Source organism: Kitasatospora sp. NPDC059827 (assembly GCF_042731675.1).
Taxonomy (GTDB): Bacteria; Actinomycetota; Actinomycetes; order Streptomycetales; family Streptomycetaceae; genus Kitasatospora.
In genome coordinates this window covers 97,640-122,737 of record NZ_JBHWIV010000021.1, presented here as the reverse complement: position 1 = coordinate 122,737, position 25,098 = coordinate 97,640, and the positions used below count along the sequence as shown (strand labels likewise).

General features: G+C 75.5%; 27 protein-coding genes. 13 read left to right on the top strand and 14 right to left on the bottom strand.

Annotated elements, in window-relative coordinates:
* The first annotated feature begins 78 nt into the window (after window positions 1-78).
* On the top strand, window positions 79-285 hold the full coding sequence (locus tag ACFV8H_RS16285) for a DUF397 domain-containing protein (RefSeq protein WP_380400214.1): 207 nt from the start codon (window positions 79-81) through the stop codon (window positions 283-285).
* A gap of 104 nt (window positions 286-389) precedes the next feature.
* Here the strand turns inward: ACFV8H_RS16285 and ACFV8H_RS16280 are convergent, their stop codons facing one another.
* Window positions 390-758, bottom strand: a complete 369-nt coding sequence (locus tag ACFV8H_RS16280; protein WP_380400212.1) for a hypothetical protein — start codon at window positions 756-758, stop codon at window positions 390-392.
* 291 nt (window positions 759-1,049) lie between these two features.
* On the opposite strand from ACFV8H_RS16280, the gene ACFV8H_RS16275 reads away from it, so the two are divergent.
* Both ACFV8H_RS16275 and ACFV8H_RS16270 read left to right on the top strand, forming a co-directional pair.
* Window positions 1,050-2,021, top strand: coding sequence for a zinc-binding dehydrogenase (locus ACFV8H_RS16275; RefSeq protein WP_380400210.1), 972 nt, complete (start codon window positions 1,050-1,052; stop codon window positions 2,019-2,021).
* A gap of 146 nt (window positions 2,022-2,167) precedes the next feature.
* A complete protein-coding gene (locus ACFV8H_RS16270) occupies window positions 2,168-3,469 on the top strand; it encodes a hypothetical protein (protein WP_380400208.1) in 1,302 nt (433 codons plus the stop codon).
* 61 nt (window positions 3,470-3,530) lie between these two features.
* On the opposite strand, the gene ACFV8H_RS16265 is transcribed toward ACFV8H_RS16270, so the two are convergent.
* Together ACFV8H_RS16265 and ACFV8H_RS16260 are read right to left on the bottom strand one after the other, a co-directional pair.
* The gene (locus tag ACFV8H_RS16265) at window positions 3,531-3,947 is read right to left on the bottom strand and encodes a lipocalin/fatty-acid binding family protein (RefSeq protein WP_380400206.1); all 417 of its coding nucleotides are present in this window, start codon (window positions 3,945-3,947) and stop codon (window positions 3,531-3,533) included.
* A 156-nt stretch (window positions 3,948-4,103) separates the two neighbouring features.
* Complete coding sequence (locus ACFV8H_RS16260; protein ID WP_380400204.1) at window positions 4,104-4,748, bottom strand: hypothetical protein; 645 nt, start codon at window positions 4,746-4,748, stop codon at window positions 4,104-4,106.
* A gap of 150 nt (window positions 4,749-4,898) precedes the next feature.
* On the opposite strand from ACFV8H_RS16260, the gene ACFV8H_RS16255 reads away from it, so the two are divergent.
* Window positions 4,899-6,359 (top strand): DUF4157 domain-containing protein, encoded by a 1,461-nt coding sequence (locus ACFV8H_RS16255; RefSeq protein WP_380400202.1) that lies wholly within the window; start codon window positions 4,899-4,901, stop codon window positions 6,357-6,359.
* A 42-nt stretch (window positions 6,360-6,401) separates the two neighbouring features.
* Here the strand turns inward: ACFV8H_RS16255 and ACFV8H_RS16250 are convergent, their stop codons facing one another.
* The 4 genes from ACFV8H_RS16250 to ACFV8H_RS16235 all read right to left on the bottom strand — a co-directional run bounded on the left by ACFV8H_RS16250 (window position 6,402) and on the right by ACFV8H_RS16235 (window position 9,384).
* Window positions 6,402-7,049 carry a DUF1707 domain-containing protein gene (locus tag ACFV8H_RS16250; protein WP_380400200.1) on the bottom strand — a complete coding sequence of 216 codons (648 nt, stop codon included), beginning with the start codon at window positions 7,047-7,049 and terminating at the stop codon, window positions 6,402-6,404.
* A 233-nt stretch (window positions 7,050-7,282) separates the two neighbouring features.
* Complete coding sequence (locus tag ACFV8H_RS16245; RefSeq protein WP_380400198.1) at window positions 7,283-7,795, bottom strand: hypothetical protein; 513 nt, start codon at window positions 7,793-7,795, stop codon at window positions 7,283-7,285.
* Window positions 7,796-7,869: 74 nt separating this feature from the next.
* Window positions 7,870-8,856 carry a pentalenene synthase gene (locus ACFV8H_RS16240; RefSeq protein WP_380400196.1) on the bottom strand — a complete coding sequence of 329 codons (987 nt, stop codon included), beginning with the start codon at window positions 8,854-8,856 and terminating at the stop codon, window positions 7,870-7,872.
* A gap of 270 nt (window positions 8,857-9,126) precedes the next feature.
* On the bottom strand, window positions 9,127-9,384 hold the full coding sequence (locus ACFV8H_RS16235) for a hypothetical protein (RefSeq protein WP_380400194.1): 258 nt from the start codon (window positions 9,382-9,384) through the stop codon (window positions 9,127-9,129).
* A 54-nt stretch (window positions 9,385-9,438) separates the two neighbouring features.
* Between ACFV8H_RS16235 and ACFV8H_RS16230 the strand changes: the two genes are divergently transcribed.
* Both ACFV8H_RS16230 and ACFV8H_RS16225 read left to right on the top strand, forming a co-directional pair.
* On the top strand, window positions 9,439-9,648 hold the full coding sequence (locus tag ACFV8H_RS16230) for a hypothetical protein (protein ID WP_380400192.1): 210 nt from the start codon (window positions 9,439-9,441) through the stop codon (window positions 9,646-9,648).
* Window positions 9,649-9,781: 133 nt separating this feature from the next.
* The gene (locus ACFV8H_RS16225) at window positions 9,782-10,300 is read left to right on the top strand and encodes a GNAT family N-acetyltransferase (protein ID WP_380400190.1); all 519 of its coding nucleotides are present in this window, start codon (window positions 9,782-9,784) and stop codon (window positions 10,298-10,300) included.
* An 80-nt stretch (window positions 10,301-10,380) separates the two neighbouring features.
* On the opposite strand, the gene ACFV8H_RS16220 is transcribed toward ACFV8H_RS16225, so the two are convergent.
* Together ACFV8H_RS16220 and ACFV8H_RS16215 are read right to left on the bottom strand one after the other, a co-directional pair.
* A complete protein-coding gene (locus tag ACFV8H_RS16220) occupies window positions 10,381-10,962 on the bottom strand; it encodes a hypothetical protein (protein WP_380400188.1) in 582 nt (193 codons plus the stop codon).
* A gap of 48 nt (window positions 10,963-11,010) precedes the next feature.
* Complete coding sequence (locus ACFV8H_RS16215) at window positions 11,011-11,871, bottom strand: LysR family transcriptional regulator (RefSeq protein WP_380400186.1); 861 nt, start codon at window positions 11,869-11,871, stop codon at window positions 11,011-11,013.
* Between the two features lie 81 nt (window positions 11,872-11,952).
* Between ACFV8H_RS16215 and ACFV8H_RS16210 the strand changes: the two genes are divergently transcribed.
* From ACFV8H_RS16210 to ACFV8H_RS16200, 3 genes are all read left to right on the top strand, one after another.
* Entirely contained in the window at window positions 11,953-12,507 is a 555-nt protein-coding gene (locus ACFV8H_RS16210; protein ID WP_380400183.1) for a cupin domain-containing protein, read from the top strand.
* 9 nt (window positions 12,508-12,516) lie between these two features.
* Window positions 12,517-12,876, top strand: coding sequence for a DoxX family protein (locus ACFV8H_RS16205; protein ID WP_380400181.1), 360 nt, complete (start codon window positions 12,517-12,519; stop codon window positions 12,874-12,876).
* A 127-nt stretch (window positions 12,877-13,003) separates the two neighbouring features.
* Window positions 13,004-14,260, top strand: a complete 1,257-nt coding sequence (locus tag ACFV8H_RS16200) for a cytochrome P450 (protein WP_380400179.1) — start codon at window positions 13,004-13,006, stop codon at window positions 14,258-14,260.
* 74 nt (window positions 14,261-14,334) lie between these two features.
* On the opposite strand, the gene ACFV8H_RS16195 is transcribed toward ACFV8H_RS16200, so the two are convergent.
* Entirely contained in the window at window positions 14,335-14,862 is a 528-nt protein-coding gene (locus ACFV8H_RS16195; protein WP_380400178.1) for a MarR family winged helix-turn-helix transcriptional regulator, read from the bottom strand.
* Between the two features lie 52 nt (window positions 14,863-14,914).
* Between ACFV8H_RS16195 and ACFV8H_RS16190 the strand changes: the two genes are divergently transcribed.
* The 4 genes from ACFV8H_RS16190 to ACFV8H_RS16175 all read left to right on the top strand — a co-directional run bounded on the left by ACFV8H_RS16190 (window position 14,915) and on the right by ACFV8H_RS16175 (window position 18,235).
* Window positions 14,915-15,406, top strand: coding sequence for a hypothetical protein (locus ACFV8H_RS16190; RefSeq protein ID WP_380400176.1), 492 nt, complete (start codon window positions 14,915-14,917; stop codon window positions 15,404-15,406).
* A 76-nt stretch (window positions 15,407-15,482) separates the two neighbouring features.
* On the top strand, window positions 15,483-16,160 hold the full coding sequence (locus ACFV8H_RS16185; RefSeq protein WP_380400174.1) for an HAD family hydrolase: 678 nt from the start codon (window positions 15,483-15,485) through the stop codon (window positions 16,158-16,160).
* Window positions 16,161-16,328: 168 nt separating this feature from the next.
* A complete protein-coding gene (locus ACFV8H_RS16180; RefSeq protein WP_380400172.1) occupies window positions 16,329-17,540 on the top strand; it encodes a MinD/ParA family protein in 1,212 nt (403 codons plus the stop codon).
* A gap of 50 nt (window positions 17,541-17,590) precedes the next feature.
* Window positions 17,591-18,235 (top strand): hypothetical protein, encoded by a 645-nt coding sequence (locus ACFV8H_RS16175; RefSeq protein WP_380400170.1) that lies wholly within the window; start codon window positions 17,591-17,593, stop codon window positions 18,233-18,235.
* A gap of 23 nt (window positions 18,236-18,258) precedes the next feature.
* On the opposite strand, the gene ACFV8H_RS16170 is transcribed toward ACFV8H_RS16175, so the two are convergent.
* The 4 genes from ACFV8H_RS16170 to ACFV8H_RS16155 form a co-directional block, all read right to left on the bottom strand.
* Window positions 18,259-19,596, bottom strand: a complete 1,338-nt coding sequence (locus tag ACFV8H_RS16170; RefSeq protein ID WP_380400169.1) for a S8 family serine peptidase — start codon at window positions 19,594-19,596, stop codon at window positions 18,259-18,261.
* Entirely contained in the window at window positions 19,593-23,018 is a 3,426-nt protein-coding gene (locus tag ACFV8H_RS16165; protein WP_380400167.1) for a right-handed parallel beta-helix repeat-containing protein, read from the bottom strand. Before ACFV8H_RS16165 ends, ACFV8H_RS16170 begins: the two co-directional genes overlap by 4 nt.
* Window positions 23,019-23,106: 88 nt before the next feature.
* Complete coding sequence (locus ACFV8H_RS16160) at window positions 23,107-24,474, bottom strand: hypothetical protein (protein ID WP_380400165.1); 1,368 nt, start codon at window positions 24,472-24,474, stop codon at window positions 23,107-23,109.
* Window positions 24,475-24,587: 113 nt separating this feature from the next.
* Window positions 24,588-25,043 carry a hypothetical protein gene (locus tag ACFV8H_RS16155; RefSeq protein WP_380400163.1) on the bottom strand — a complete coding sequence of 152 codons (456 nt, stop codon included), beginning with the start codon at window positions 25,041-25,043 and terminating at the stop codon, window positions 24,588-24,590.
* Window positions 25,044-25,098 lie beyond the last annotated feature (55 nt).

Sequence of the window (25,098 nt, the reverse complement as noted above, 5' to 3'; positions counted from 1 at the left end):
TCTTTGCCGGTTCAACTCCCCAGTCACACGCAGGAAGTCGGCCCCGCCGACTTCCCACTCCACCCAGGAGGAACCGTGATGAACGTCAACTCCCCCACCGCCTGGCGCAAGAGCTCGTACAGCGGCGGGGGCGGCGCGAACTGCGTCGAGGTTGCCGACGGCTTCGCCGACGTCACGCCAGTCCGCGACTCCAAGGACCCCTCCGGCCCCGCCCTGGTCTTCTCCGCCACCGCCTGGCAGGCCTTCATCACCGCCGTCCGCACCGGCGAACTCGACACCCGCTGACCGCAGTGCCAGGCTCGCCGCCCCGGCTCCCGGGGCGGCGGGAGTGGGACCTGACTGACGCGATAGCCAGTCAACTTGCGTGCCGGCCAGGAGCGGACTGGCTCTTAATGCCAGATCGCCGACACGATCGCCATGACGAAGCAGAACAGGATGAACGCCACCGGGACGAGGCAGGTCAGTGTGAGCCGGAGGTCCTCCCAGAACTGCGCCCGTCGGCCCTCCCGGGTGTCGGTCCGCCACAGCGGGGGAATGTCGATCCGACCCTCGACGATGTCGGGCGCCGCCCGGCGCATATCCTCGGCCCGGTAGGTGGACCAGCCCGGCGCAGAGCCGTACGTCCCCCTGCTCTCACCGACGTGGCTGCGGACCGGAACCTCGCAGAGCCGCGCGACCTTGCCGAGGTAGTCACGGCGGACGTGCCAGATCCTGACCACCTCGGACGCGCCCATCCACCGCTCCGGCGTTTCCGCCATCCGGACTCCCCTCCCCCTACGAGACCCCAGTAGAACGCACCCCCACGGGGCCCGACCAGACCCGAGCAGCGGCCGCCTCGGCGTCGGCGAGAGGGGAAGTCGGTGACCTCGAACCGACCGGCCTGCTCACGCACTACCGTCCGACCCCGGTGGACGCACAGGAAGTCGACCCCGCCGACTTCCTGATCCGCCCCTCAGCGCACTTGACCTCAACCTCGCTTGAGGTCGAAGAATCCACGGTGTCGACGTCGCAGTCACCCAGAGCAGTCACCGGACAGGAATGTGATCAGCATGCGGACCGTACAGGCAGTGCGTTTCGGGGGCCCCGAGGTTCTCGTCCCGAGCGAGGCACCGGAACCCGCTCCCGGGCCGGGGCAGGTGCTGGTCGACGTCTCCGTCATCGGCATCACCTTCGTCGAGACGCAGATCCGCCGCGGCGTCGACCCGTGGCACCCCAGGCCCGAACTCCCCTACGTGCCGGGCGGCATGGTGGCCGGCCGGGTGACCGCCGTCGGGGACGGCGTGGATCCGGGCTGGACCGGCCGGTCGGTGCTGGCCGACGCCGGGTCGACGGGCGCCTTCGCCGAGCGGGTGGCGGCCGACGCGGGGAGCCTGGTCGCGGTCCCCGAGGGACTGGGCCTGCCCGAGGCGGCGGCCCTGCACAGCGACGGCGCCACCGCGACGGGCCTGGTCGAGGGGGCCCGGATCACCCCCGGGCAGTGGGTGCTGGTCGAGGCGGCGGCCGGCGGACTCGGCAGCCTGCTGGTGCAGTTGGCACGGTCCGCCGGGGCCCGGGTCATCGGCCTGGCCCGCGGGGAGCGCAAGCTCGACCTGGTCCGCGGCCTGGGCGCCGAGGCCGCGTTCGACTACTCCGCCCCGGACTGGACCGAGCAGGTCCTGCGGGTGACCGGCGGCGCGGGCGTCGACGTCGTGTTCGACGGCGTGGGCGGGGAGATCGGCCGCGCCGCCTTCGAGGTGACGGCCCGCCACGGCCGCTTCTCCGTGCACGGCGCCTCCAGCGGCCACCTCACGGCGATCACACCCGAGGAGGCGCAGCAGCATGGGGTGGAGGTGATCGGGATCGAGCAGCTGTTCTCCTTCCGGGCGCGGATGCGGCCGTGGCTGGAGCAGGTGATGGCACAGGCGGTCGCGGGCCGGGTGCGGCCGGTGATCGGGCAGACCTTCCCGCTGGAGCGGGCCGCGGACGCGCACGCCGCGATCGAGGGCCGCACGGCCCTGGGCAAGACGCTGCTCCTGGTCTGACCACGGCCGTCCCGGGGTGGCGAGTCCCGCGAGCGGTCCGTTCCGGTCACTTTCGGCCAATAGCGGTCAGCAGCTGGTGCGGTGAGTGACCGACCCATTACGGTCGGCTACGAACCAATCCCCGACCGAGGCGGTACACCATGGCCGTGACCCCCCGTATCGACGTCTCCACCACCCTCGCCACCACCGGGACGGACCTCACCCCGGAGGAACTCGCCGAAGTCGCGGCGACCATCGCCTCCGACATCTTCTTCACCACCGACATCGGCCTGCCGGGGGTGCGCGTGCCCGACGCGACCTGGGAGCTACCGGGCGAGCGGGCCAGCGGCACCGCGGCCGTCTACTACGGCCACGGCCGCACCCACCTGGCGAAGCCGTTCCTGTTCGCCGACGGCTTCAACTATGGCCCCAGCGACCTGCCCGCCCTGTTCAACCACTTCAACGCCCCGTACGAGAACGGCCGTCCGGGCTTCCTCGACCAGCTCCTCACCCGCGGCCACGACGTCGTCCTGATCGGCTTCGACGAGCGCCACACCCACCTCCAGCACAACGCCGACGTCGCGATCCAGGCGATCCGGCGCGCCATCGCCGAACGCGTCGGCGGGCAACCGCTGACCGTCGGCGGCGTCAGCATGGGCGGCATCATCACCCGCTACGCGCTCGCCAAGCTGGAGAACGACGACTTCGAGCACGAGACCGCCACCTACCTGTCCTGGGACTCCCCCCACAACGGCGCCTGGATCCCGCTGATCCTCCAGCAGATGGCGTACTTCTTCGAGAAGCTCACGCCCCCCGGGCCCGGGCAGCCCTCCCAGGCCGACCTGATCCGCAGCCCCGCCGCCCAGCAGTTGCTCTGGGCCTGGGTCCCGGACGCCAAGTACTCGGGCGAGGTCGCCACCGCCAGCGAACTGCGCACCGCCTTCGTGAAGGAGCTCGCCGACCTCGGCGACTTCCCGCGCCGCCCGCGCCTGCTCGGCGTCGCCAACGGCCGCGGCGACGGCACCGGGCGCCCGCTGCCCGCCGGCGAGATCGCCTTCGACTGGCAGGCCCTGGTCGCCAGCGCCACCGCCCGCTTCCAGCCCGACCGGGGCACCGGGCAGCGGATCGGCGGCATGCACGCCGGCCTGTCGCTGCGCCGCTCCACCACCACCGAGGTCCCGGCCCTGGACGGGGTGCCCGGCGGCACCCTGGACTCCTTCGGCAAGGTCGCCGACGCCATCAAGGCGAAGATCAGCGAGGACCACCGCAGCGGCGCCTTCGTCCCGGCGGTCAGCGCCTCCGCCCTCGTCTACGACCCGATCGCCTGGGACGTCGACCCGAACCTCAACCTCCTCGACCAGGGCCCCGACCGCTTCCACCTGGACGACGTCGCCTTCGACAGCGACAACACCGAGCACAGCCACGTCTCCGGCGTCCTCGTGGACTGGATCCTCGACCAGCTGTCCTGACCGGCCCGCTCGCGCCACTCGCCCCGCTCGCCCCGGCCGGCCCGCGGCATCACGCCGCGGGTCAGGCGAGCCGCCGGTAGCTGCGCTTGGCGTCGACGCCGACGCCCTTGAACATCACCTCGAAGCCCGCGTCGCCGATGACGCTGACGACGGTGGTCTCGTAGCTGCCGCCCACCTTGAGCCGCTGCTGGACGAAGTTCCCGTCGCGGCGGGCGATCCCCTTGACCTGGCGGCCGTCGTCGTAGGTGGCGACGTACTCCTGGCCGAGGGTGAACCGCAGGACGGTCGTCCTGGCGGGGGTGGTGGTGGTCAGCGTGTAGTGGTCGCCCTCCTGCTTGACCGTCACCGTCTGCTGCGCCGAGGCCATGGCCTCCCGGTCGGCGGCGGCGACCCCGATCGACTCCAGGTACGCCTCGTACCGCTCGCCGCCGGTCAACTCGTACGTGCCGGAGAAATCGGCGAAAGCACCGGACCCCATGAGGCCCCCTCATCGTGGACGTCGGAACACGGCGCCCGGGTCGGGCGCCGCGCCCGCCATGATCCACGAGGACGGCCACCGGCCGGGCGGGAACGGCGAAACGGGCCCGCGCAGTGGGAAGTCGGCCCCGTCGACTTCCCACTCCCGGCAGGGTGTTCAGGCGCCGCGGCCGCTGGCGTGGTGGCGGCGGGCCCGGGGCGCCGTCAGGCGGGCGACGGTGCGGCGGGCGGCCTCCCGGTGGTCGGGGCGGGGCGCGGGCACCCGGGGGCCGGTCAGGTCGCCGAGGGTCAGCGACTTCGCGCCGACCCTCGTCCAGTCGGGGCGGCGGACGACGGCGACGTGCCCCTCCCCGTGGGCCGCCTCGTCCTCCCAGTCGTGGTGCGGCGCCACCACGACCCGCAGGTCCTGGTGATCCAGCCACTCCAAGGCGAGGACCTGGCGCCCGGCGCCGCCCTCGATCAGCGAACGGACGACGCCGCTCTCCAGGTGCACGAGCAGCAGCTCCCCCTCGAAGTGGTAGCCGCCGTCGTAGTCCCCGGTGCCCACGGCCAGCAGGGGGCGGGCCGGGTGGAAGGCCATCGCGTGCACGGGGAAGCCCGTGTCGATCAGCAGACGGCGCCGGGGGCCGCCGCTGACGTCGAAGACGCCGACCCTCCCGTCCTCGTCGTCCCCGCACGCCCCGGCGACGGCGAGCAGGGCGCGCCGCCGGTCCGGGACGGCCAGGACGGGTTGGCCGAGCGCGGCGAACAGGTCGTCAGGGGTGCCGGGGGTTTCGGGGCCGGTGGGCGGCGGTGGCGTCATGCCGGTGATCCTCGCAGGGCGCGCCGGGCGGTGCCGCACCCCCTGCGAACTGCCCGTACGGGCACGCAGCACTGCCCCCGCGGCCCTTCCGCCGCACCGCGCCGCCGGATGACCATGGAAGGCCAGCGGACACCCCGGGGGGACACACCCATGCGCACACACGACGGCGAACGGCAGCAGGGCGGCCGGCAGCCGGGCACCCGGGAGGCGGGCGCCGACCGCACCGCCCGCCCCGGGCGCGGGCCCGCCCCACGGCTGCTCGCCCTCCAGGCCAGCGCGGGCAACGCCGCCGTGGTCCGGATGGTGCAGCGCTCCGCCGTCGACGGCGTGCTGCGCAGCGCGGGCCGCCCGCTGGAGGAGGCGACCCGCGCCGAGATGGAGGCCCGCCTGGGCGCCGACTTCTCGAACGTCCGCCTCCACGAGGGGGCGGCGGCCCGCGCGTCCGCGGCCGAGGTCGGCGCCCGCGCGTACACCTCCGGCCACCACGTCGTCATCGGGGAGGGCGGCGCCGACAAGCACACCCTCGCCCACGAGCTGACCCACGTCATCCAGCAGCGGCACGGCCCCGTGGCCGGCACCGACACCGGCACCGGACTGCGGGTCAGCGACCCCTCGGACCGCTTCGAGCGCGAGGCGGAGGCCACCGCCCGCCGGGTCATGTCCGGGCCCGCCCCCGAGGCGGCCGCGGTGGAGCAGCGCACGCCCCGCCCCGGTGCTGGCGGCGCGCTCCAGCGCACCGCCTCCGACGACCTGCCCGAGGCCGACGAGGCGTCAGCGGCGGTCCCCGAACTGCCCGCCGCCCTGGTCGCCCAGCTGGAGCAGGCGAAGGCCGAGACCGGGACGGGCGCGAAGGCCGTACGCCAGGCGGCCCTGGACACGCTGCTGCGCTACGTCCTCGACAAGCTGCCGGGAGCCGTGGAGGACGAGGGCAACCTCGTCCTCGGCTACAAGCACTCCCGCCAGGGCGCGGGCAAGCCCATGGCCCTGACCAGCACCGGCACTTCGGGCGACAAGGTCACCATGTCGCTGTACCGCAACCTCTTCGACGACTACGGGCCCGCCGTCATCCACAGCACGCTGCGCCACGAGCTGATCCACGCCGCCCAGGCGATGCTGATGCCCGACGAGGACGCCGCCGACGGCGCCGACCCCCACGTCTACATGGACGTGATGAGCGACATCGGGCAGGCGACCTTCACCCTGCTCCAGCAGCCGATGCGGGAGATCGAGACCCACGTGTGGGAGCTGGAGCACGCGGGCCGCACCGGGATCGACGCCGGCTACCTCAAAGAGACCGTCGACTACCTCGTGGAGTACGCGGACGCGCTGTCCGCCAACCTCGGCCAGGCGGCCGTCACCGACCGGCACGTCGAGTACTGGAAGGCGTACCTGGAGAACTCGGTGACCGCGCTCGGGCGGGCCGCCGCCACGCCCGCCGTCACCGCCCACCCCGACCAGGCCCTCGCCGAGCGGATCACCGGGGCGCAGGCGCGGCTGCGGGGCGCCGTCGACGCCAAGGAGGCGGCGGCCCCGGCGGGCGGGAAGCGGGCCGGGGGCACCGGGCGCGGCTCCACCGGCCGGAGCAAGCGGGGCAAGGGCGGCGAGGACTGACCGGGCGGGGGCCGGGCCCCGGTGCCCGGCGGGCGGGGCGGGTCAGCCTCCGGCGGGCAGGGCGCCGCGCCGGGCCCGCAGGCGGCGGGGGTGGCGCACGGTGACCCGGCCGAAGCTCTTCCTGCCGATCAGCTCGATCCGCAGCCTGACGGGGGTGCCCGGGTCCGGGTCCTGGTGGCCCTTCACCTTGGAGAACTCCAGGCTCAGACCGTAGGGGTCGACGACGATCCCCGGGCCGACGATCAGCGTCAGGTTGCCGCCCTGCATGTCGACGTCGATCTCCAGGACGTCGTGGGTGAGCCGCGCCTGGGTGAAGTCCAGCTTCACGTGGCACCACTCGGCGGCGATCTCCAGGCGGCGCGGCAGCACCCAGGCGCCCACCCGCTCGGTCCTGCTGAACTTCTGCTCGATCCGCAGGACGTCCCGGCCCTCGGCGACCACCCCGGTGGCCGAGACCGACACCGGCGGCAGGTCGGCGGTCAGCTCGGCCAGTTCGGCGACGGTGCGGGCCGACAGGGCGGCCTCCACCCGCTCGTCCAGCTCCTCGGCGCTCAGCCGGCCGTCGCCCGCGGCCACGCCCAGGGCGGCGACCACGCGGTCCCGGTCGGCGTGCGAGGCCCGCAGCGCGGGCGGGGCGGGCGGGGCGCTCTGCAGGACGTTGTGCGGGGAGGGTGAGGTCTCTCCAGGCATGGTTTCCGGTCCCCGTCCTGAATTCGGTGAAGGTCCTCGCACCGGGGTGAGCGGCACGCGGACGGCAACTTACGCTATATCGCGATACGGTATATCGCGTTGTGCGCTCCCCGCCAGGCCGGGGCACTGGGCCCCCGCCCCTCCCCCGCTCTCATGGAAGCGTCAACACCCTTTTCCTCCAAGGGTTCTGTCCACAACGGCGGGGGCCGAAGCAGCCGTCGGCCCCGGGGGCCTCAGGAACCGGCGGACTTGCGCAGGCGCTTGGCCAGGGCCGGGTCCGACTCCCACCACAGGCCGTTGCCGACGCTCTCCTCCTCGGCGGGCCCGGCGGACTCGTCGCCGTGGACGGCCGGGAGGTAGGAGTCACCCACGGCCCGCACCCGGAACAGCAGTCCGGGGACGGTCCACAGCGTCACACCCATCAGCAGGATGACCGCGACTACGTAGGGCCAGGGGACCATCGCGAACGGGGCCAGCGCCGGCACCAGGACGGCGAATCCGAGGCCGGTGCCGCGGCCCGCGACCAGGAACTCCCGGTCCTCGCCGACCTCCACGGTCACCGTGTTGGAGCGACTGAGGTCCCGGGTGGCGAGCCGCACGGCGCGGGCTCCGGCCTGCACCGGGAAGCGGGCGGTGTCGCCCTGCCTGACCGCGCCGACCCGCACCCCGTCAACCACCACGCCGAAGGTGTGCCTCGTCAGGCCGAACACCGGCGATTCGGCGTGCACGACGACGGTACCGGTCATCAACAGTCCCCCAGGAGCGGTGATCATCAAGCGAAGCGCGCCCATGATAGGGGCCGCCCGCGGCCCACGGCACCTCAGCCCGGACGCCGTACGTCCTCGTAGCAGGGGGCCGTGCGCCCCCAGTCGTGGTAGCCGCGGATCCAGGCGGCGTGGGCGTCGGCGTAGCGGGCCAGTTCGGGTACGCAGCCGCCCAGGTCGCGTTCCAACTGCGCGAGGCCGGAGCGCAGTTGGAGGAAGGTCTCGACGGAGCGGCGGGCCGTGCCGCCGACCTCGCGCAGGGCCTCGGGGCGGGCCCGGCCCTGGTGGCGCATCAGGCTCAGCACGAGGTTGGGGCGCCCGCCCGCCTCGTCCCGCTCCAGGGCGTGGACCTCGTTCATGGCGATGATCGCGTCGCAGGCGGCGATCCGCATGCCCTCCAGGTGGCTGGAGCACCAGGCCGGCAGCGGGACCTCGTAGTGGCCGGCCCGCTCGGCGAGGGCGAGCAGCGGGCGCAGGCCGATCGTGCGGCGGCGGGCGCGCAGGTGGGCGGCGGGGTCGGGCAGGACGCCCAGGACGCGGTCGGCGATCTTGGTGGGCCAGCCGGCCAGGTAGTCGACCCAGTCGTGGGCGGTGCGCCGGCGCCACTCCTCGGACATGCCCTGGCCCATCCGCTGCCAGCAGTCGGCGAAGGCGGCCACGGCGGGGGCGGCCCCCGCGCCGGGGCGGGTCCCGTAGCGCAGGTGGTCCACCAGGTCCTGGCACAGGGCGACGGCGTCCTCGGTGCGGGCGGCGGCGGTGGGCCGTGCGCCCGACCTGTCGTCGAGGCGGTCGTCGAAGTGGTTGTCGAGGAGGTAGAGCCAGCCGAGCAGGTCGAAGCAGAGGTCGAGGTCGGCGCCGGCGGCGTACGGGAAGCCGTACGCGGCGCTGTCGGCCACCCGGGAGGAGGCGTAGCGGCGCAGCGCGTCCTCGTCGCGGAGCAGGCCCGAGTCCCGTACCCAGGCCAGGTGGTGGCGGCGGGCGCGGGGCAGGTCGGGGCTGACCCTGCTTTCGAGGGGCACCGTGAACTCGACGTCCTGGGGCATACGCCTTCCGCACTCCCGACCGGTTCGGGGCCTGACGGCCCGTACGAGAACCGCCGGTGCCCCCGTGGACGGTCCGCGCCCAGAGTGGTGGACCCGGCGGCACCTGCGGAAGAGCGCAAGGGGGGCACCCCCGGCGCACGCCGCGGCGGTCACCACCGGTGCCCCGCCCCGCCGGTGCGCGGCGCAGCCTCCCGCGCGAGGGGCGTGGGAGGCTGCGGGTCCGTTGTCCGCCCCTGCGGGCGGGGCGGGGGGTGGGTCCGGTGGCGGGTGTCAGCTGTCGGCGGGGGTGGCGTGGCCCCAGTGGCTGTCGGCGGGGGCGTCACCCCAGTAGCTGTCGGCGGGGGCGAGGCCCCAGTAGCTGTCGGCCAGGACGTCGGAGCCCCGGGAGGTGTCGGCCGGGGCGGTCGCGCCGGCGGGGGCGACGCCGCCCCACGAGGTGTCGGCAAAGGCCGGGGTGCTGCCGAGGGCGAGCAGGGCGGCAGCGGCGGTACCGACGACGATGCGCTTGAGCACGGGATCCTCCGACATTCGTTCGTTCATTCGTTCACCCGTTTGGTCGGGTCCGACACTAGAACACCGGACGTGCGCTTGTTCGACCATTGTCGGAATTCGTTCCCCTCCGAAGCGTCGCCCTCCCTCCGGGGGTCACTCGGGGAGGTCGCCGTCGCCGCCCTGGACAACGCCTACGACAAGCCGATCCAGTTCGCCGAGACCTTCCTCCTCCAGCCGATCCCCGGCCAGGCCGGCGGCTTCTTCATCCACAACCAGGTCCTGCGCCTCGTCCTCGGCTGACCCGCGTCGGCGGCCCGAACACCGGTTGCCCGCGGGCCCGTCGCCGGGTGAGGCCCCTGCCGAGCGGGCCGGTGCCGGTGGGCGGGCGCGGGCGGGGCGGGCGGTGTCGGACCCTCGCGCTAGCGTGCGGGGCATGACCGACGACACCGCCCCCGACGAGGCCCTCGGCTGCCTCACGCTCGCACCCTGGTCCGAACGCGGCCTGGAGGTGCTGCGACGCCAGAACACGCCCGAACTGACCGAGCACCTGGGCGGGGTGGAGAGCGAGGAGCAGGTCCGGCAGCGGCACGCGCGGTACCTGGCGCTGGGCGAGGGGCAGATGTTCCTGCTGCTGCTCGACGGCCAGGTGGCCGGGTCGGTGGGGTACTGGCCGCACGCCTTCGAGGGCGGGGAGGTGTACGAGACGGGGTACGCGGTGCTGCCGCAGTTCCAGGGCCGGGGGCTGGCGGTGCGGGCGCTGCTGCTGTGCGCGCGGCGGGCCGCCCACGCGGGCGGGCCGCGGTGGCTGCACGCGTTCCCGTCGGTGCGGCACGCCGCCTCCAACGCGGTGTGCCGGCGGGCGGGGTTCGAGCTGGTCGGCGAGGTGGCCTTCGAGTACCCGCCGGGCCACCCCATCCGCTCCAACAACTGGCGCCTGGCACTGGCTGGTTGACGCCGGCCCGGGCAGGGGGCGTTCGGGCCGCGGGCAGGGGCCCGGGCCCGGCGGCCTCCCCGCGCCGCCCGACGGCCCCGCTACGCGAGGGGGCCCGGGGCGGGTGCGGCGGGCAAGGGGGCGGGGCCGTCGGCGAGGGCGGCGTACAGGACCACCGGCAGTTCCTTGTCCTGCTGCCCCAGGCCCAGCCCGAGCCAGCGCCCGCCGCCGGGCAGCGGCCACACGTGCAGCACGACCACCGACTGGCAGAGCAGGTCGACCACCGGTGCGGGGCGGTGGCCGCCGAGGTCCTCCCCCTCCAGACTCGCCCGCAGGTGGGGCCACAGGTCGATCTCGTACGATCCTCCCCAGCGGGCCGTGAACACCCCGGCCAGGGCGCCGAGTCGGGCCTCGGCCAGCTCGTACTCCCGCTCACGGGCCCGGTCGTCGCCGTCCCAGAAGTCGCGGCTGACGCTCAGTTCCTCGACCCACCAGCCCGGGCCGCAGTACCCGGCGCAGTGGTCGCTCTCCTCGGACGGGAAGGGCCGCGGGTCGGCGAGGAGTTCGTCGACGCGGGCGAGGTACGCGGGGGCGGATCCGGCGTCGGCGTCGGCGTCGGCATCGGCGTCGGCATCGGCGTCGGTCTGGGTCACTGTCTCGGTCACGGTCACGGTCTCGGTCACGGCCGCAAGGCTAGGCCCCGGTGCCGACGACCGGCGGCGGGGAGCCGCTCAGCGGCGGTAGGAGGCCGTCGCGGCCTGGACGAAGGAGCGGATCAGCGGGTTGGGGTCGCCCTCGTTCCACACCGCCACCACCCGGCTCGGCGCCATGTCGACCAGCGGCACCACGGCCAGCCCCGGGGGCAGGTCGTGTCCGAGCGGGGTGAGCGGGGTCAGGCCGACCGTGCCGTTCCACAGCACGGTCTGCAGGCATTCCTGGACGGCGCGCACCACCGGGCCCTGGCGCGGGCGGCCGCCGTTCCAGTACGACTGCCAGAGGGGGTCGGTGCCCTGCGGGAACTGGAACCAGCGGCGGCTGTCCAGTTCGGCCAGGCGCAGCCCGTCGCGGCGGGCCAGCGGGTCGTCGGCGCGCAGGACCACGCCGACCGGGTCGGTGCGCAGGGCCCGTGCGGTCAGGGCGGTCCCGTCGAAGGGTGCCCTGGTCAGTGCGACGTCGACCAGGCCGGCGCGCAGTCCGCAGGTGGGGTCGGTGAGGTCGGTGTCGCGGATGCGGATGTCGATGCCGGGGTGGTCGCGGCGGTAGGCGGCGGCGAGTCTGCCCACGGCCGGGTCGGTGCTGTCGCCCAGGATGCCGATGGTGAGGGTCGCGGTGCCGGCGGCCGAGCCCACGCGGGCCCGGGCGCGGTCGGCACGCTCCAGCAGGGCCCGCGCCTCGTCGAGCAGGACGGCGCCGGCCGGGGTGAGGGCGACGCCGGTGGGCGAGCGGGTGAGCAGCAGGGCGCCGAGGTCGGCCTCCAGCTGCTTGATCGCCCGGCTCAGCGGCGGCTGGCTCATGTGCAGTCGGGTGGCGGCCCGGCCGAAGTGGAGTTCCTCGGCGACGGCCACGAAGTAGCGCAGGGTGCGTAGCTCCACGCTGCGACGATACCCGCCGGGTATCGGGGTGGCGGGACGGGTCTTGGACGCGGTGCGTCCGGCGGCAGTGCACTGGTGGACATGACCGAAGAAGTGAAGTCCCGCGCGCCGCAGACCGCTCCCGCCGTGTCGGTGGTGGGCCCCGGTGACGGCGAGACGATCGTCCTGGGCACCACGCGCATGCGCGTCCTGGAGGACGGCAGCCGCACCGGGCACCGCCTCGCGATCGCCGAGTCCGTCCTCGCCCCGCACACCCAGGGGCCGCCGCAGCACCGCCACGGGCTGCACGACGAGGGCTTCTACGTCCTGTCCGGCGCCTTGCGGTTCACCGTCGGGGAGCGGGAGCACGACGTCGTGGCGGGCACGTTCGTCCTGGTCCCGCCCGGTGTGCCGCACACCTTCGCCAACGTGGGCGACGAACCCGCCGTCATGCTCAGCACCTTCACCCCCGACCTGTACGTGCAGTACTTCCGCGACCTCCAGGAGGCGCTCACCGGCGGCCGGGCGCTGACACCGGCGGTCAACGCGGAGGCGATGAGCCGCTACGCGACCGAGCCCGCCACCGAGGCGGCCGCCGGGCCCACCGCCGCACCTGCCACCGCACCTGCCACCGCATCCGCCGCCGACGCCTCCTGAACGGGAACCATGAACGCCGCCTACTGGATCGTCGCGGGACCGCTCGCGCTCTTCTACTCCTACGCGGGCACGCTGAAAGTGGTCCGCGGCCGTGACCGGCTGCGGCCGATGATGGCCTGGGTCGACCGCGTCCCGCTGCCCGCCCTCAGGGCGCTGGGGGCGGTCGAGGTCCTCGGCGCGGCCGGCCTGGTCCTGCCGCCGCTGACCGGTGTCGCCGTCGTGCTGGCGGCGGCCGCGGCCGCCGGGTTCCTCCTCCTCCAGGCCGGCGCGATCCCCGTGCACCTGACGGGCGGGGACCGCCGGATCGCCCTCAACGCCGCCCTCGCCCTCGCCGCGGCCGCGACCCTCTGGCTGGCCACCGGACTGTGACCGGGCGCGGGCGGGGCGGGCGGCGGCGGGACGGGTGGCGGGGGCGGTCTCGACGGCGGCGCCCGGGAGGGCCATCCTCGTGGCGGACACACCGCATGAACCCTCGAACCCGCGTGAAGGAGCCGTCGTGGACGACGAGTTGAACCGGCCGGCCGCTTGCCCGGTGGAGCACCGCCTCGTCCTGGACCCCACCGGCCGGGCCCGTGACGCCGAGAGCGCGGAGCTGTTCGCGCGCGGGCCCGCCACCCCGGTGGACATCCTCGGCGTGCCGGCCTGGGCGGTCGCCGACCCGGCGCTGCTGGAGGAGCTGCTCAAGGACCCGCGGGTGTCCAAGGACCCTCTCCTGCACTGGCCGGACTTCGAGCGCCTGGTGCCCGACTGGCCGCTGGCCCTGTGGGTGAGCGCCCGCAACATGTTCACCGCGCACGGCGCCGACCACCGCCGGCTGCGCCGGCTGACCGGCGCCGCGTTCAGCACCCGCCAGGTCGCCGAACTGGCCGACCGCATCGAGGAGTTGACCGGCGAACTGCTGAACGCCATCGCCCTCACCCCGCCGGGCACCGCGGTGGACCTGCGCGAGCGCCTGGCCCACCCGCTGCCGATCCGGGTCATCGCCCACCTGCTCGGCCTGCCCGACACCCTGCGCGAGCGCTTCCGCCACCACGTCGACCGGGTCTTCGCCACCACCCTCACCCCGCAGGAGGCCGCGGCCAACGCCGCCGCGTTCTACGGCATGCTCGACCAGCTGATCGCCGCCAAACGGGCGCGCCCGGGCGAGGACCTGACCTCGGCCCTGATCGCCGTGCGCGACACCGAGGGCGACGGCGGCGCGCTGAGCGAGGAGGAACTGCGCGACACCCTGCTGCTGATCGTCTCGGCCGGTTACGAGACCACGGTCAACCTCGTCGACAACGCGATCACGCTGCTGCTCACCCACCCCGAACAGCTGGACCTGGTGCGCGCGGGCAAGGCCGGCTGGGAGGACGTGGTCGAGGAGTCGCTGCGCCACGACGCCCCGGTGGCGCACCTGCCGCTGCGCTACGCCGTCGAGGACATCGCCCTGCCCGGCGGGGTGACGATCCGCCGGGGCGAGGCGATCCTGGCCGCCTACGCGGCCGCCGGACGCCACCCCGCGCGCTACGGCGCGGACGGGGCGGTGTTCGACGTGACGCGGCCGGTGAAGGACCACCTGGCCTTCGGGCACGGCCCGCACTTCTGCCTGGGCGCGCCACTGGCCCGGCTGGAGGCCCGCACCGCGCTGCGGGCGCTGTTCGAGCGCTTCCCGCGGCTGGCGCTGCTGCCGGGGGCGGAGCTGGAGCCGGTGGACTCGCTGATCTCCAACGGACACCGGTCACTGCCGGTGCTGCTGACCCAGGACCACTGAGGACCACCACTGAGGACCACCACCGGGGCCGGTGAACCGGGGCCCCCGCTTCACCGGTTCACCGGTTCACCGGTTCACGCCCGGTCGGCGACGGTGCGGGCGAAGTCGGCGACGAAGGCGGTGATCAGGCGGGCGAACGCGGTGCGGTCGCTCTCGCTCCAGCCGGCCATGGCCTGGGCGAAGACCACGCGGCGCAGCCGGTGGGCGGCCTCCACCTGCGCGCGTCCGGCGGGGGTGAGGGCGAGCAGGGTGCGGCGGGCGTCGCGCGGGTCGCTGCCGCGTTCCAGCCAGCCCTGCTCGACAGTGCGCAGCACCAGGCGGCTGGCCCGGGGCTGGTCGACGCCCAGGGCGGCGGCGACGTCGGTGACGGCGCACGGGCCGGGGTGGGCCTCGACGGCGTCCAGGACGCCGAACAGGGTGGGGTCGATCGCGCCGGCGCCCTCGGGCCGGGCGATGCGGCCCAGCGAACGGCGGGTCTGGCTGTGGCGGATGGCGACCATGGCGCGTTCGACGGCGGCGGCGGACGCGTCCTCGGCGGCATTCGCGTCCTCAACGGCGGTGTCCGGCCCGGTTTCCTGGTACTTCCTCTCCCGCTCAGACATGCATGCTAGGTTACAACTTTTGTCAAAGGACATGCATCAGGGGGGACCTGTTATGCCCGAAACCACCACACCCGCCGCCACACCCGCGGACGCGCCCGCCGCCGGCCTGCCCGAGGTGCCCGGGCAGCGCCCGCTCGGGTACTGGCTGCGCCACATCGACGGCGCCATCGAGCAGTCCATGGCGCGCCTGTTCGCCGCCGACGCGCTGAGCCGGCGCGACTGGCAGGTGCTCAACACCCTCTCCCACGGGCCGACGGACACCGCCGCCCTCGACGCGGCGCTGGCCGCCTTCCTCTGCCCCGAGGAGCCGACCGTGCGCCCGTACGTGGAGGGGCTCGCCGCCCGCGGCTGGGTCGCCCTGGACGCGGACGGGCGCGCCGCCCTCACCGGGCAGGGCCGTACCGCGCACCGGCGCGTCGCCGCGCAGGTCGCCGGGTTGCGGGAGCGGCTGGCGGCCTGTCTGACGCCGCAGGAGTTCACCACCCTGACGAGCCTGCTGGTGCGCTGGGCCGGGCACCTGGACGCCCTCGCCGAGGCGCGGTGAGCCCACCGGCCCGCCCCGCACCGGGCGGCGCTCGCCGGTGAACCCCGACGAGCTCCGGTGCCCTAGGGTGACGGCCATGCCCACAGCCATCGAACTGGTGATCTTCGACTGCGACGGCGTCCTGCTGGACAGCGAGCGCCTGGCGGTGCGGATCGACGCGCAGGTGTGCGCGGCGGTCGGCTGGCCGCTGTCCGAGACGGAGATCGTGGAGCGCTTCGTCGGCCGCAGCCACGCCTACATGAGCGCCGAGCTGCAGGCGCACGCGAGCGTGCCGCTGGAGCCCGGCTGGGAGGAGGCCTTCCAGCACCTGTACGACGAGGCGTTCGCCGCCGAACTCGCCCCCGTGGACGGGGTGGTGGAGGCACTGGCGCAGCTGGCGCGGGCCGGGGTGCGGGACTGCGTGGCCTCCTCCTCCGGTCACGGCCGGCTGCGCCGCACCCTGGGGCGGACCGGGCTGCTGGCGCGCTTCGAGGGGCGGGTGTTCAGCGCCGAGGACGTCGCGCACGGCAAGCCCGCCCCCGACCTGTTCCTGCACGCCGCCGCCACCATGGGCGTCGCGCCCGGGGCCTGCCTCGTGGTGGAGGACAGCAAGTACGGGGTCGCCGCCGCCCGCGCGGCCGGGATGCGCTCGCTGGGCTTCCACGGCGGCCTCACCCCCGCCCACTGGCTGACCGGCCCCGGCACCCGCACCTTCGACGACATGCGCGAGCTGCCCGCCCTGGTGGCGGCCGCCGGAGAACTCCCGCTGCCCTGACCGCCCCGCCGCACCCGCCGCCCCCGCCGCCCCCGCCGTGCCCGGCGGTGCCCGGCGGTGCCCGGCGTGCCCGGCGGTGAACGGTCACGGCAGCCCGGACCGTTGTGCCAGGTGGGGGGATCACGTACGGCACCGGCGGGGTGGCGACGTGGCGACAGGAGGCGGAACGTGGCGGCGGACCACATGGTCATCGAGCAGGTGCGGCGGCTGGGGCGGGGCCCGGAACGGGACCTCTCCCCCGACTACGGGCTCCTCCCCCCGGCCCGGCCGGCCGAGCCCGACTGGCGACGGCCGCTGGACTCCCTGGGCACGGTGCTCATCCCCCCGCAGGCCCGGCCCGCACCCACCGCGCCCGCGACGCCCGCCGCACCCGCCGCACCCGCCCTCCTGGCACCGCCTCCCCCGCCGTACGCCCCGCCCCTGCCGGCCCCCGTACCGGTACCGGTGCCGGTGCCGGTGTCGGTGCCCGCGCCCGTCGTCGCCGCGCCGCCGCCCGTCGCCACCCCGCCGGCCCCGGCCCGGCGCCCCCGGCTGCTGGGCGCCGGGCTGGGTGCCGGGCTGGGCCTGGGCCGGGGCGAGCAGCGCGAGCGGGAACGGCTGGCGGCCGTCATCCGCACCCCGCTGCACCGCTCCTTCCGGATCGCGGTCATCGGCCTCAAGGGCGGCGTCGGCAAGACCTCCGCGACGCTCGGGCTCGGCTCCGTCCTCGCCGAGACCCGGTCCGACAAGGTCGTCGCCGTCGACGCCAACCCGGACACCGGCACCCTGAGCCGGCGCATCCGCCGCGAGAGCCCGGCCACCGTCCAGGACCTGCTCGCGGCCGCGCCCTCGATCACCGGCTACATGGACATCCGCCGCTTCACCTCGCTGACCCCCAGCGGGCTGGAGGTCCTGGCCAACGACGCCGACCCCACCGTCGCCGACACCTTCGGCGGCGAGGACTACCGGCGGCTGGTCGACCTGCTCGCCCGCCAGTACCCGATCGTCCTCGCCGACTGCGGCACCGGCCTGCTGCACGGCTCGATGGGCGCCGTGCTCGACCTCGCCGACCAGCTCGTCATCACCGCCACCACCAGCGTCGACGGCGCCAGCGGCGCCGACACCACCCTGGACTGGCTGTGCGCCAACGGCTACGAGGAACTGGCACGGCGCAGCGTCACCCTGATCTCCGGCGTACGCGCCAAGAGCCGGGCGATCAACGCGGACGACCTGGTCACCCACTTCGGACAGCGCTGCCGCGCCGCCCTCGTGCTGCCCTTCGACGAACACCTCGCCCTCGGCGGCACGTTCGACCCCGCCAGGCTCCACCAGCGCACCCGCCGCGCCTACCTCGAACTCGCCGCGCTCGTCGCCGAGGGCATCCGCCCCACCGGCGCCTGATCGCGAACAGCGCCGGGCCCGGGCCACCGGGGCGAACGTATGCTCGGACGATGGAGCCGTTCAGCCACCCCGACAGCCCGTTGGCCGCCGCGTTCCCGGCCGAGTTCGCCGGTGACGCCCGCAGGGTCCTGGAGGTCATGCCGAACGTGCGGCTGCGACCCTCCGAGCCCTTCGCGGTGGTGGTGCGCGGGGAGACGCTCTCGATCCCGAGCCGGATCCACCACGACGAGGTGCCCCAGGACCGGGTCGCCCACCTGTCACCGCGTCAGCGGCAGCTCCTGCACTGCTTGTACTCGAGGCACCACGACGGCCGGGTCCGCCAGCTCCACCTGGCGCGGATCGTCGGCTCCGGCGACGACTGGGTCGTCCCGTTCGTCGTCCAGCTGGCCGGTGAGTACGTCGTGGAGATCCTGACCGACATCCGCGACGCACTCCGCGGCCTCGACGACCCCGGGAGCCGGCTCCGGCGCGCCTACGGGGAGTTCATCGTGGCCAACCCGGCCTACTTCGACCGGACCCAGCGGCGCGTCGTGAGCTACTGGAGCTGCTACTACCGCGGCGCCTACGCGAGCTTCCGGGGCTACCCGGGAAGCACCCTCCTCGATGCGTTGCGCTGCGCCGCCGCGGACAGCGCCGGACGCCCCTGGCCCGGCCTCGCTCCGAAGGGCGCGACCCGGTTGGACGGCTACTGCTGAGGGCGGGCCGGGGTGGTGCCGGGTCAGGCCTGCCAGCGGCCCGGGCGCCAGGCGCGGCGGCGGGCGGCGGTGCACAGCAGGGCCAGGCCCACGGTGAGGGTGACGGCGGTCAGGACGGCGACGGCCACCGCGGCGGCCCGGCCGGGGGCGGGGTCCGGGGGCGGGGGTGCCAGGAGGGTGGCCCGCGGGGCGGGGAGGGCCACGGCGGTGGGGGGCACGGTGGCGGTGAGGGCGGCCAGGGGGTCCACGGTGCCGTAGCCCAGGCGGGGGTCGGGCAGGGCGGTGCCGGGGTGGTAGGCGGTGGCTTCGAGGCGCTCGCGCAGGTGGGCCGGGTCGAGGTCGGGGTGCTGGCCGAGGAGCAGGGCGGCGGTGCCGGCGACGACGGCGGTGGCGAAGCTGGGGCCGCTGCCGGTGAAGTAGCCCTTTCCGGCCGGTCCGGTGCTCATCATGGCCTCGCCCGGGGCGCTCAGGTCGACCCGGGCACCGGCGGCGCCCGTACCCGCCCCCGTACCGGCGGCGGTGCCGGCGGGGGCCATGCCGACGCTCGTCCCCGTCCCCGTCCCCGTCGTCCCGGTCCCCGTCCGCGCGCTCCCGTCCGCGCCCGTCGCCGCCGCGCCGCCGCCCGGGGCCAGGGCGGCGACGGTGAGGACCTGGGGCGGGGCGGAGGGCACGTTGGCGTTGGCGCCGCCCTGGTCGGGGGTGGCGGGGGCGACGACCAGGACGCCCTTGGTGTCGGCGTGGCGCAGCGCGTCGTCGAGGGCGGTGTCGCCGGCGGGCAGGGGCAGTGCGGAGGCGATGATGCGGGCGCCGGCGTCGGCGGCGTCCCGGATGCCCTTGGCGAGCAGGGCGGGGGTGGTGTTGCCGGTGTCGTCGGTGACGGCGACGGCGAGGATGCGGGCTTCGGGGGCGATGCCGGCGAAGCCGGTGCCGTCCTGGTGGCGGGCGGCGATCAGTCCGGCGAGGAAGGTGCCGTGGCCGACGCAGTCGCGGGTGGAGTCGCCGGTGCCGTACTCGCGCGGGCCGGGCAGCAGGCGTTCGCCCAGGACCCCGGAGGCGGGGTCGACGCCGGAGCCGACGACGGCGACGCTCACCCCGGCGCCGCGGCTGAGCGGCCAGGCGGCTTCGGGGCGCAGGAAGGTCTGGGCCCAGGGGGTGCGGTCGGTTCCCTTGTCGGAGGGTTTGAGGCAGTCGCCGGGGCGGGTGGCCTGGCGGCTCTGGCCGATGACGGGCAGCGCGGACGGGTCGCTGCCGGCCGGGCCGGCTGCCGCGGCCGGCGGGGCCCCGGTGCCGAGGCCGCCCAGGGCGCCCAGGGCGGCGAGGGTGCACAGGGCGGCGGCGCGGGCGGCGCGGCGGGTGCTCACGCCGTGCCCGCCTGGAGCAGGGCGGGGACGTCCTGGGGCAGCAGCAGGCTCAGTTCGGACACGTCGCCGATCTCCAGGCGGGCCAGTCGCCCGGCCTGACGGGTCATCATCGCCTCCAGGGTCTGCCGGGCGAAGCGGCCGTTGCCGAAGTTGCGGTCGCGGGGCACGGCCTCGCACAGTGCGGCGAGCGCGGTGAGGGTCTCGGGGGCGCAGAGGTAGCCGGCGTCCTCGGCCTGGCGGGCGACGATGGTGACGAGTTCGTCGGAGCTGTAGTGGTCGAAGGCGATCTGCTGGGGGAAGCGGGAGGCCAGGCCGGGGTTGGAGGCGAGGAAGGAGCGCATCTCGTCCTGGTAGCCGGCCACGATGACCACGACCTCGTCGCGGTGGTCCTCCATCAGCTTCATCAGGGTGTCGACGGCTTCCTGGCCGAAGTCGCCGGAGGCGGCGCCGCCGCGCGGGGTGAGGGTGTAGGCCTCGTCGACGAACAGGACGCCGCCGCGGGCGCGTTCGAAGGCCTCCTTGGTGAGCTGGGCGGTGTGGCCGATGTAGCGGCCGACCAGGTCGGCGCGGGCGGTCTCGACGAGCTGGCCGGTGGGCAGGACGCCGAGTTCGGCGAGCAGGGCGCCGTAGAGGCGGGCGACGGTGGTCTTGCCGGTGCCGGGCGGGCCGGCGAAGACGAGGTGGTGGCTGATCCTGGCGGCGGGCAGGCCGGCCTCCTCGCGGCGGCGGGCCTGGGTGATCAGGTTGACCAGGTTCTCGACCTGTTCCTTGGCGGCGCTCAGGCCCACCATCGCGCGCAGCCGCTCCAGGAGTTCGCCGCGGCCGTCCGTGCCCGGGCCGGGGCCGGTGGCGCGGGCGGCGTCGGCGCCGAGGTCCTCGGGCAGCAGCAGCGGCAGGTCGGCGTCGGTGACCTCGGCCAGGGCCGCGAGCCGGGAGGCCTGGCGGTCGACCATCTCCTCGAAGACCTTGCGGGCCGCGCGGCCGTTGCCGAAGTCCGCGCCCTTGGGCATGCGGGTGAAGTGCGTGGCGAGCGCCTCCACGGTGGCCTCGGCGAGCTCGAAGCCGTGGGCGGCGGCGGCCCGTTCGACGATGGTGACCAGTTCCTGGGCGGAGTAGTTGCGGAACTCCACGGTGCGGCTGAACCGGGAGGCCAGGCCGGGGTTGGAGGAGAGGAACTCGCGCATCTCGTCCGAGTAGCCGGCGACGATCACCACGACGTCGTCGCGGTGGTCCTCCATCAGCTTGACCAGGGTGTCGATCGCCTCGCGGCCGAAGTCCGGTCCGGTGCCGCCGCCTCCGGCGGACAGGGTGTACGCCTCGTCGATGAACAGCACGCCGCCGAGGGCCTCGGTGAACACCTCGGTGGTCTTGATGGCGGTGCCGCCGATGATCGAGGCGACCAGGTCGGCGCGGGCGACCTCGGTGAGGTGGCCGCTGCGCAGGACGCCGAGTTCGGCCAGGATGCTGCCGTAGAGGCGGGCGACGGTGGTCTTCCCGGTGCCGGGCGGCCCGGCGAAGATCAGGTGCCGGCCCATGGGGAGGGCGGGCATGCCGGCGAGTTCGCGGCGCCGGGCCAGCTTGTTGAGGTTGACCAGGGTGGCGACCTGCTCCTTGACGCCTTCCAGGCCCACCAGGGCCTGGAGGGCCGCCTGCGGGCCCTCGGGCGACGGTGACGACGGCGCCTGGGCGGCGGCGCTGGCCGGGCCGTCCTGGTCCGGGTCCCCGGGGGCGGGCGGGGTGGCGGCGGGGCGGGTGCCGGCGGCGGCGCCGGCGCCGGGGTGGGCGGCGGCGCTGCCGTGGCTGTCGGCGTGGGCGTTGTCACGGCTGGTCAGGTCCTGGACGGCCAGGCGGGTGCTCGGCCTGCTCTGGCGCAGTCCGGAGCCGCGGTTGCCGGTGACGGTGCAGCCGGTGACGCGCACCGGCTCCTCGGAGTCCACGCGCAGTCCGTCGTGGGCGTTGTCGGTGAGTTCGCAGCCGGTCAGCGCGGCCCGGGCCCCGGCGGCGAGCAGGACGCCGTGGCGGCGGTTGCCGTGGACGCGGGTGCGGGCGGCGGTGAGTTCGCCGCCGTCCTCGACCAGCAGGCCGTCGCCGCCGCAGTCGGCGATGTCGCAGTCGCGCAGCGAGGCGAGGCCGCCGGGGCCGATCTCGACGCCGTTGACCGCCGCCGAGGCGCCGGCGCCGGCGGCGGTGGCGGTGCCGCGCACGGTGGTGTTGCCGACCTGGGTGTTGCCGCCGTCGGCGACCCGCAGGGCGGCGCGCCCGCCCGTGCCCAGCAGGCAGGACTCCAGGCGGCCGCGGCCCTCGCGCAGCACCTCGACGCCGTGGCCGCCGACCTCGGCGACGTCCACGCGGCGCAGCAGCGGGTTGGCGCCGTCGCGTACCAGGACGCCGGTGCCGGCGGCGCCGCGCACCTCCAGGCGGTCGAACTCGGCGGCGCTCTCGCCGGTGAGTTCGACGGCGTCGCCGGCGCCGTCGGTGACGGTGGTGCGGGTCAGGACCGGGCTGGCGGACTCGTCGACGAGGATGCCGGTGCCCTGGGCGTCGGCGACCGCGCACTCCTCGAAGCGGCCGCGGGAGCGGGTGGTGACGTGGATGCCGTGGCCCTTGGTGCGGGTGGTGCGGCAGCGGCGTACCAGGGGGTCGGTGCCGCCGGCCAGGACCAGTCCGTGGCCGCGGGTGCTGTCCAGGGTGCAGTCCTCCAGCAGGACCTGGGCGGCGGAGCTGAGGTAGACGCCGATGGCGGCGTCGCGCACGGTGGTGCGCAGCACCCGGGTGGTGCTGTGCTCCTCCAGGGCGATGCCGGGTTTGTCGGTGGCGGAGATCTCGCAGTCCTCGATGGAGCCGCGGCCTTCGCCGTTGGCGCACACGCCGTTGCCGCGGGCGTCGCGCAGCACGCAGTTGCGCACGACGGGGTTGGCGTTCTCGCCGATCACCACGGCGGAGCTGCCGAGGTGTTCGATGACGGTGTCCTCGATGACGCTGGTGCCGGTGGAGGTCTCGACGATGCCGGCGCCGGCGGGGTTGACGACGCGGCAGCCGCGCATGGCCAGGGAGCCCTGGCCGCGGGTGAGGACGGCGGTCCAGGAGTTGCCGGCGACCTCGCAGTCCTGGAGGGCGGCCTGGCCGCGCGGGACGTCGACGGTGGGCAGTTCCTCGTCCTGGCCCTGGAGGACCAGGCCGGTGAGCTGGACGGCCTCGGCGACGACCTGGACGACGGCCCCGCGGCGCGGGGACAGGCGCACGCTGCCGCGGGCCTCCTCGGCGGTGATGGTCACCATCTTGGTGATCACGAGGTTCTCGTCGTAGCGGCCCGGGCGGACGCTGATCACCGCTCCGCTGCGGGCCGCCTCCAGGGCGGCGCCGATCGTGCGGTAGCCGCCCTCGCCCGGCTGCGCGCCGACCGTCAGCACATGGCGGGTCATGGGCCGTTCTCCTCCGTCGTTCGTGGCTGTGGTGCCGGTGGTGCGGATGGTGCGGGTGGTGTGCGGTGGTGGGGTGGTGCGGGCCGGGTCAGCCGGTGCAGTCGGCGCGGACGGCGGAGGCGGCGTGGTGGGCGAAGGTCTTGACGCTGTCGCCCACCCAGTCCTGGCCGCGGCTGTGCATCACCACGGCGATGCGGCCGCCGCTGAGCGGGAAGGTGCCCGCCGCGACCCACTGGCCCCGGGAGGAGGCCTGGTTGACGGTGAAGGACTGGTTCTGGACGGTGTAGTAGGTGGGGGCGCCGCCGACGGCCTTGAGGTCGCCGTTGGGCACGTACACCGACAGGCGGCAGCTGCCGGTGGTGAGCGAGCCGGTGTTGAAGGTCCACACCACCGAGTTGCTGTTGTCGTCCTTGTTGGGGGCGCCCGACATCGGCATCGAGGAGAAGCCGCCGGAGCAGCCGTCGCCGGTGTAGCCGCCGGAGTTCTTGCGCCAGCCCTTCTGCCCGTCGTCGTACCAGCCGTTCTGCTGCACGGAGGTGGATCCGCCGCAGCCGGGGCCGGCGACGCCGTGGTAGGTGGGCGCGGGCGGCGGGGCGGGTTGGGTGGGCTTGGCCGGGGGCGGGGCCGGCTGCTGGGGCTGGGCGGGCTGCTGGGGCTGGGTCTGCGGTGCGCCGCCGCCCTGCCCGTTGCCCTGGCCGCTGCCCTGCCCCGCGCCCTGGCCGCTGTTCTGAGCGGTGTTCTGGCCGCCGCCCTGGGGTGCGGCGGGCGCTCCGGCGGCGGTGCGGTTGGTGCCCGGGGTGCCCTGGTCGGCGCCGATGCCGGGCAGCGCGGCCCCGGCGGCCGCCGCGGCGGGCACCACGGCGCCCTCGCCGGGCTGGGCGCCGGCCGGCTGGCCGGGCTGGCCCGGCTCAGCGGGCTGGCCGGGCTGCAGCGGCTGGTCACCGGGCGGGTTGCCGGGCGCGTCGGCGCCGGGGACGTAGCCGTTGCCGCCGCCGTCGGGCTGGGAGAAGCCGGCGGGCGGCGGCCCGTCCGCGCCGGGGGTGCCGGGGCCGTCCCCGCCGAAGCCCGCGATGCCCAGCGGCACTCCGACCAGCACCAGGCCGGCGATCACCGCGGCGGCCACCATCGGCTTGGGGATGCGCCGCCCGGCGCCCTCCTCCTGGGCCGCGGCGGCCGGCGCCGGGGCGGCGCTGACCCCGGGCCGGGCCTGCCCGGCCGCGGCCGCGCCCTGCGCGGGGGCGCCCTGCGCGAGCGCGGGCACCGCACCGGCGGCTCCCACCGCCGTGGCTCCCACCCCCGCGGGAGCGCCGGGAGCGCCGGGAGCGGCGGAAGCGGCCGGTGCCGCGCCCGCCTCCCCGGCCTCGGCGGCCGGCTCCGGCACCTCCCAGGCCACCGCGGGCAGCTGGATGCCACCGCCCGAGGATCCGTTGCCCCGCGCACTACGTTCCCTGCCCACCCACGCTCCCTGGCCCTCAACGACGCCGACCGGGGCCCTCGCGCGCCGCCGTGCGGCCGCGCGGCGAAATACCGCCCCTCCCCCAGACCGACGGACGGCGGGCGGCGCCGGGTTCAGCCGCTCTGCGGGCGCCAGGCCGGTTCGGCCGGGCGCGGCGGGTTCAGCACGAAGTCCACCGCCCTGCGCACGGTCCGCGCCGACGGCCGCGGCAGCGGCAGCGGGAGCGCCCCGGTGCGTTCGCGCAGGTGGGCGAGCAGCCCGGGCTCGGGCGCGAGGTCGTACTCCTCCAGGTAGTAGGCGACGGTGTCGGTCCAGATCCACTCGCCGTCGGTGCGGTAGTTCATCGGGACGGCGCCCCGGCGGGAGGTGTCGAAGATGTCGTCCATCAGCATCGGCGTCACCAGCACCTCCGCCCCGGCGTTCAAGTACCCGGCCAGCGCCGCCCGTTCGGCCGGGTCCCGCACCAGCGTGCGGTCCGGCGCGAACCCCGGCCCGGCCACCGGGTCGACCGCGTCGAACACCGCCGCCAACCGGAACTGCGGCTCCGCCGTCGGCCCCTGCTGCTCCACGTCCCGCTCCCGCTGCCGCTCTCGTGCGGGCGCCCCGGCCGGGCGCCGCCTCCCC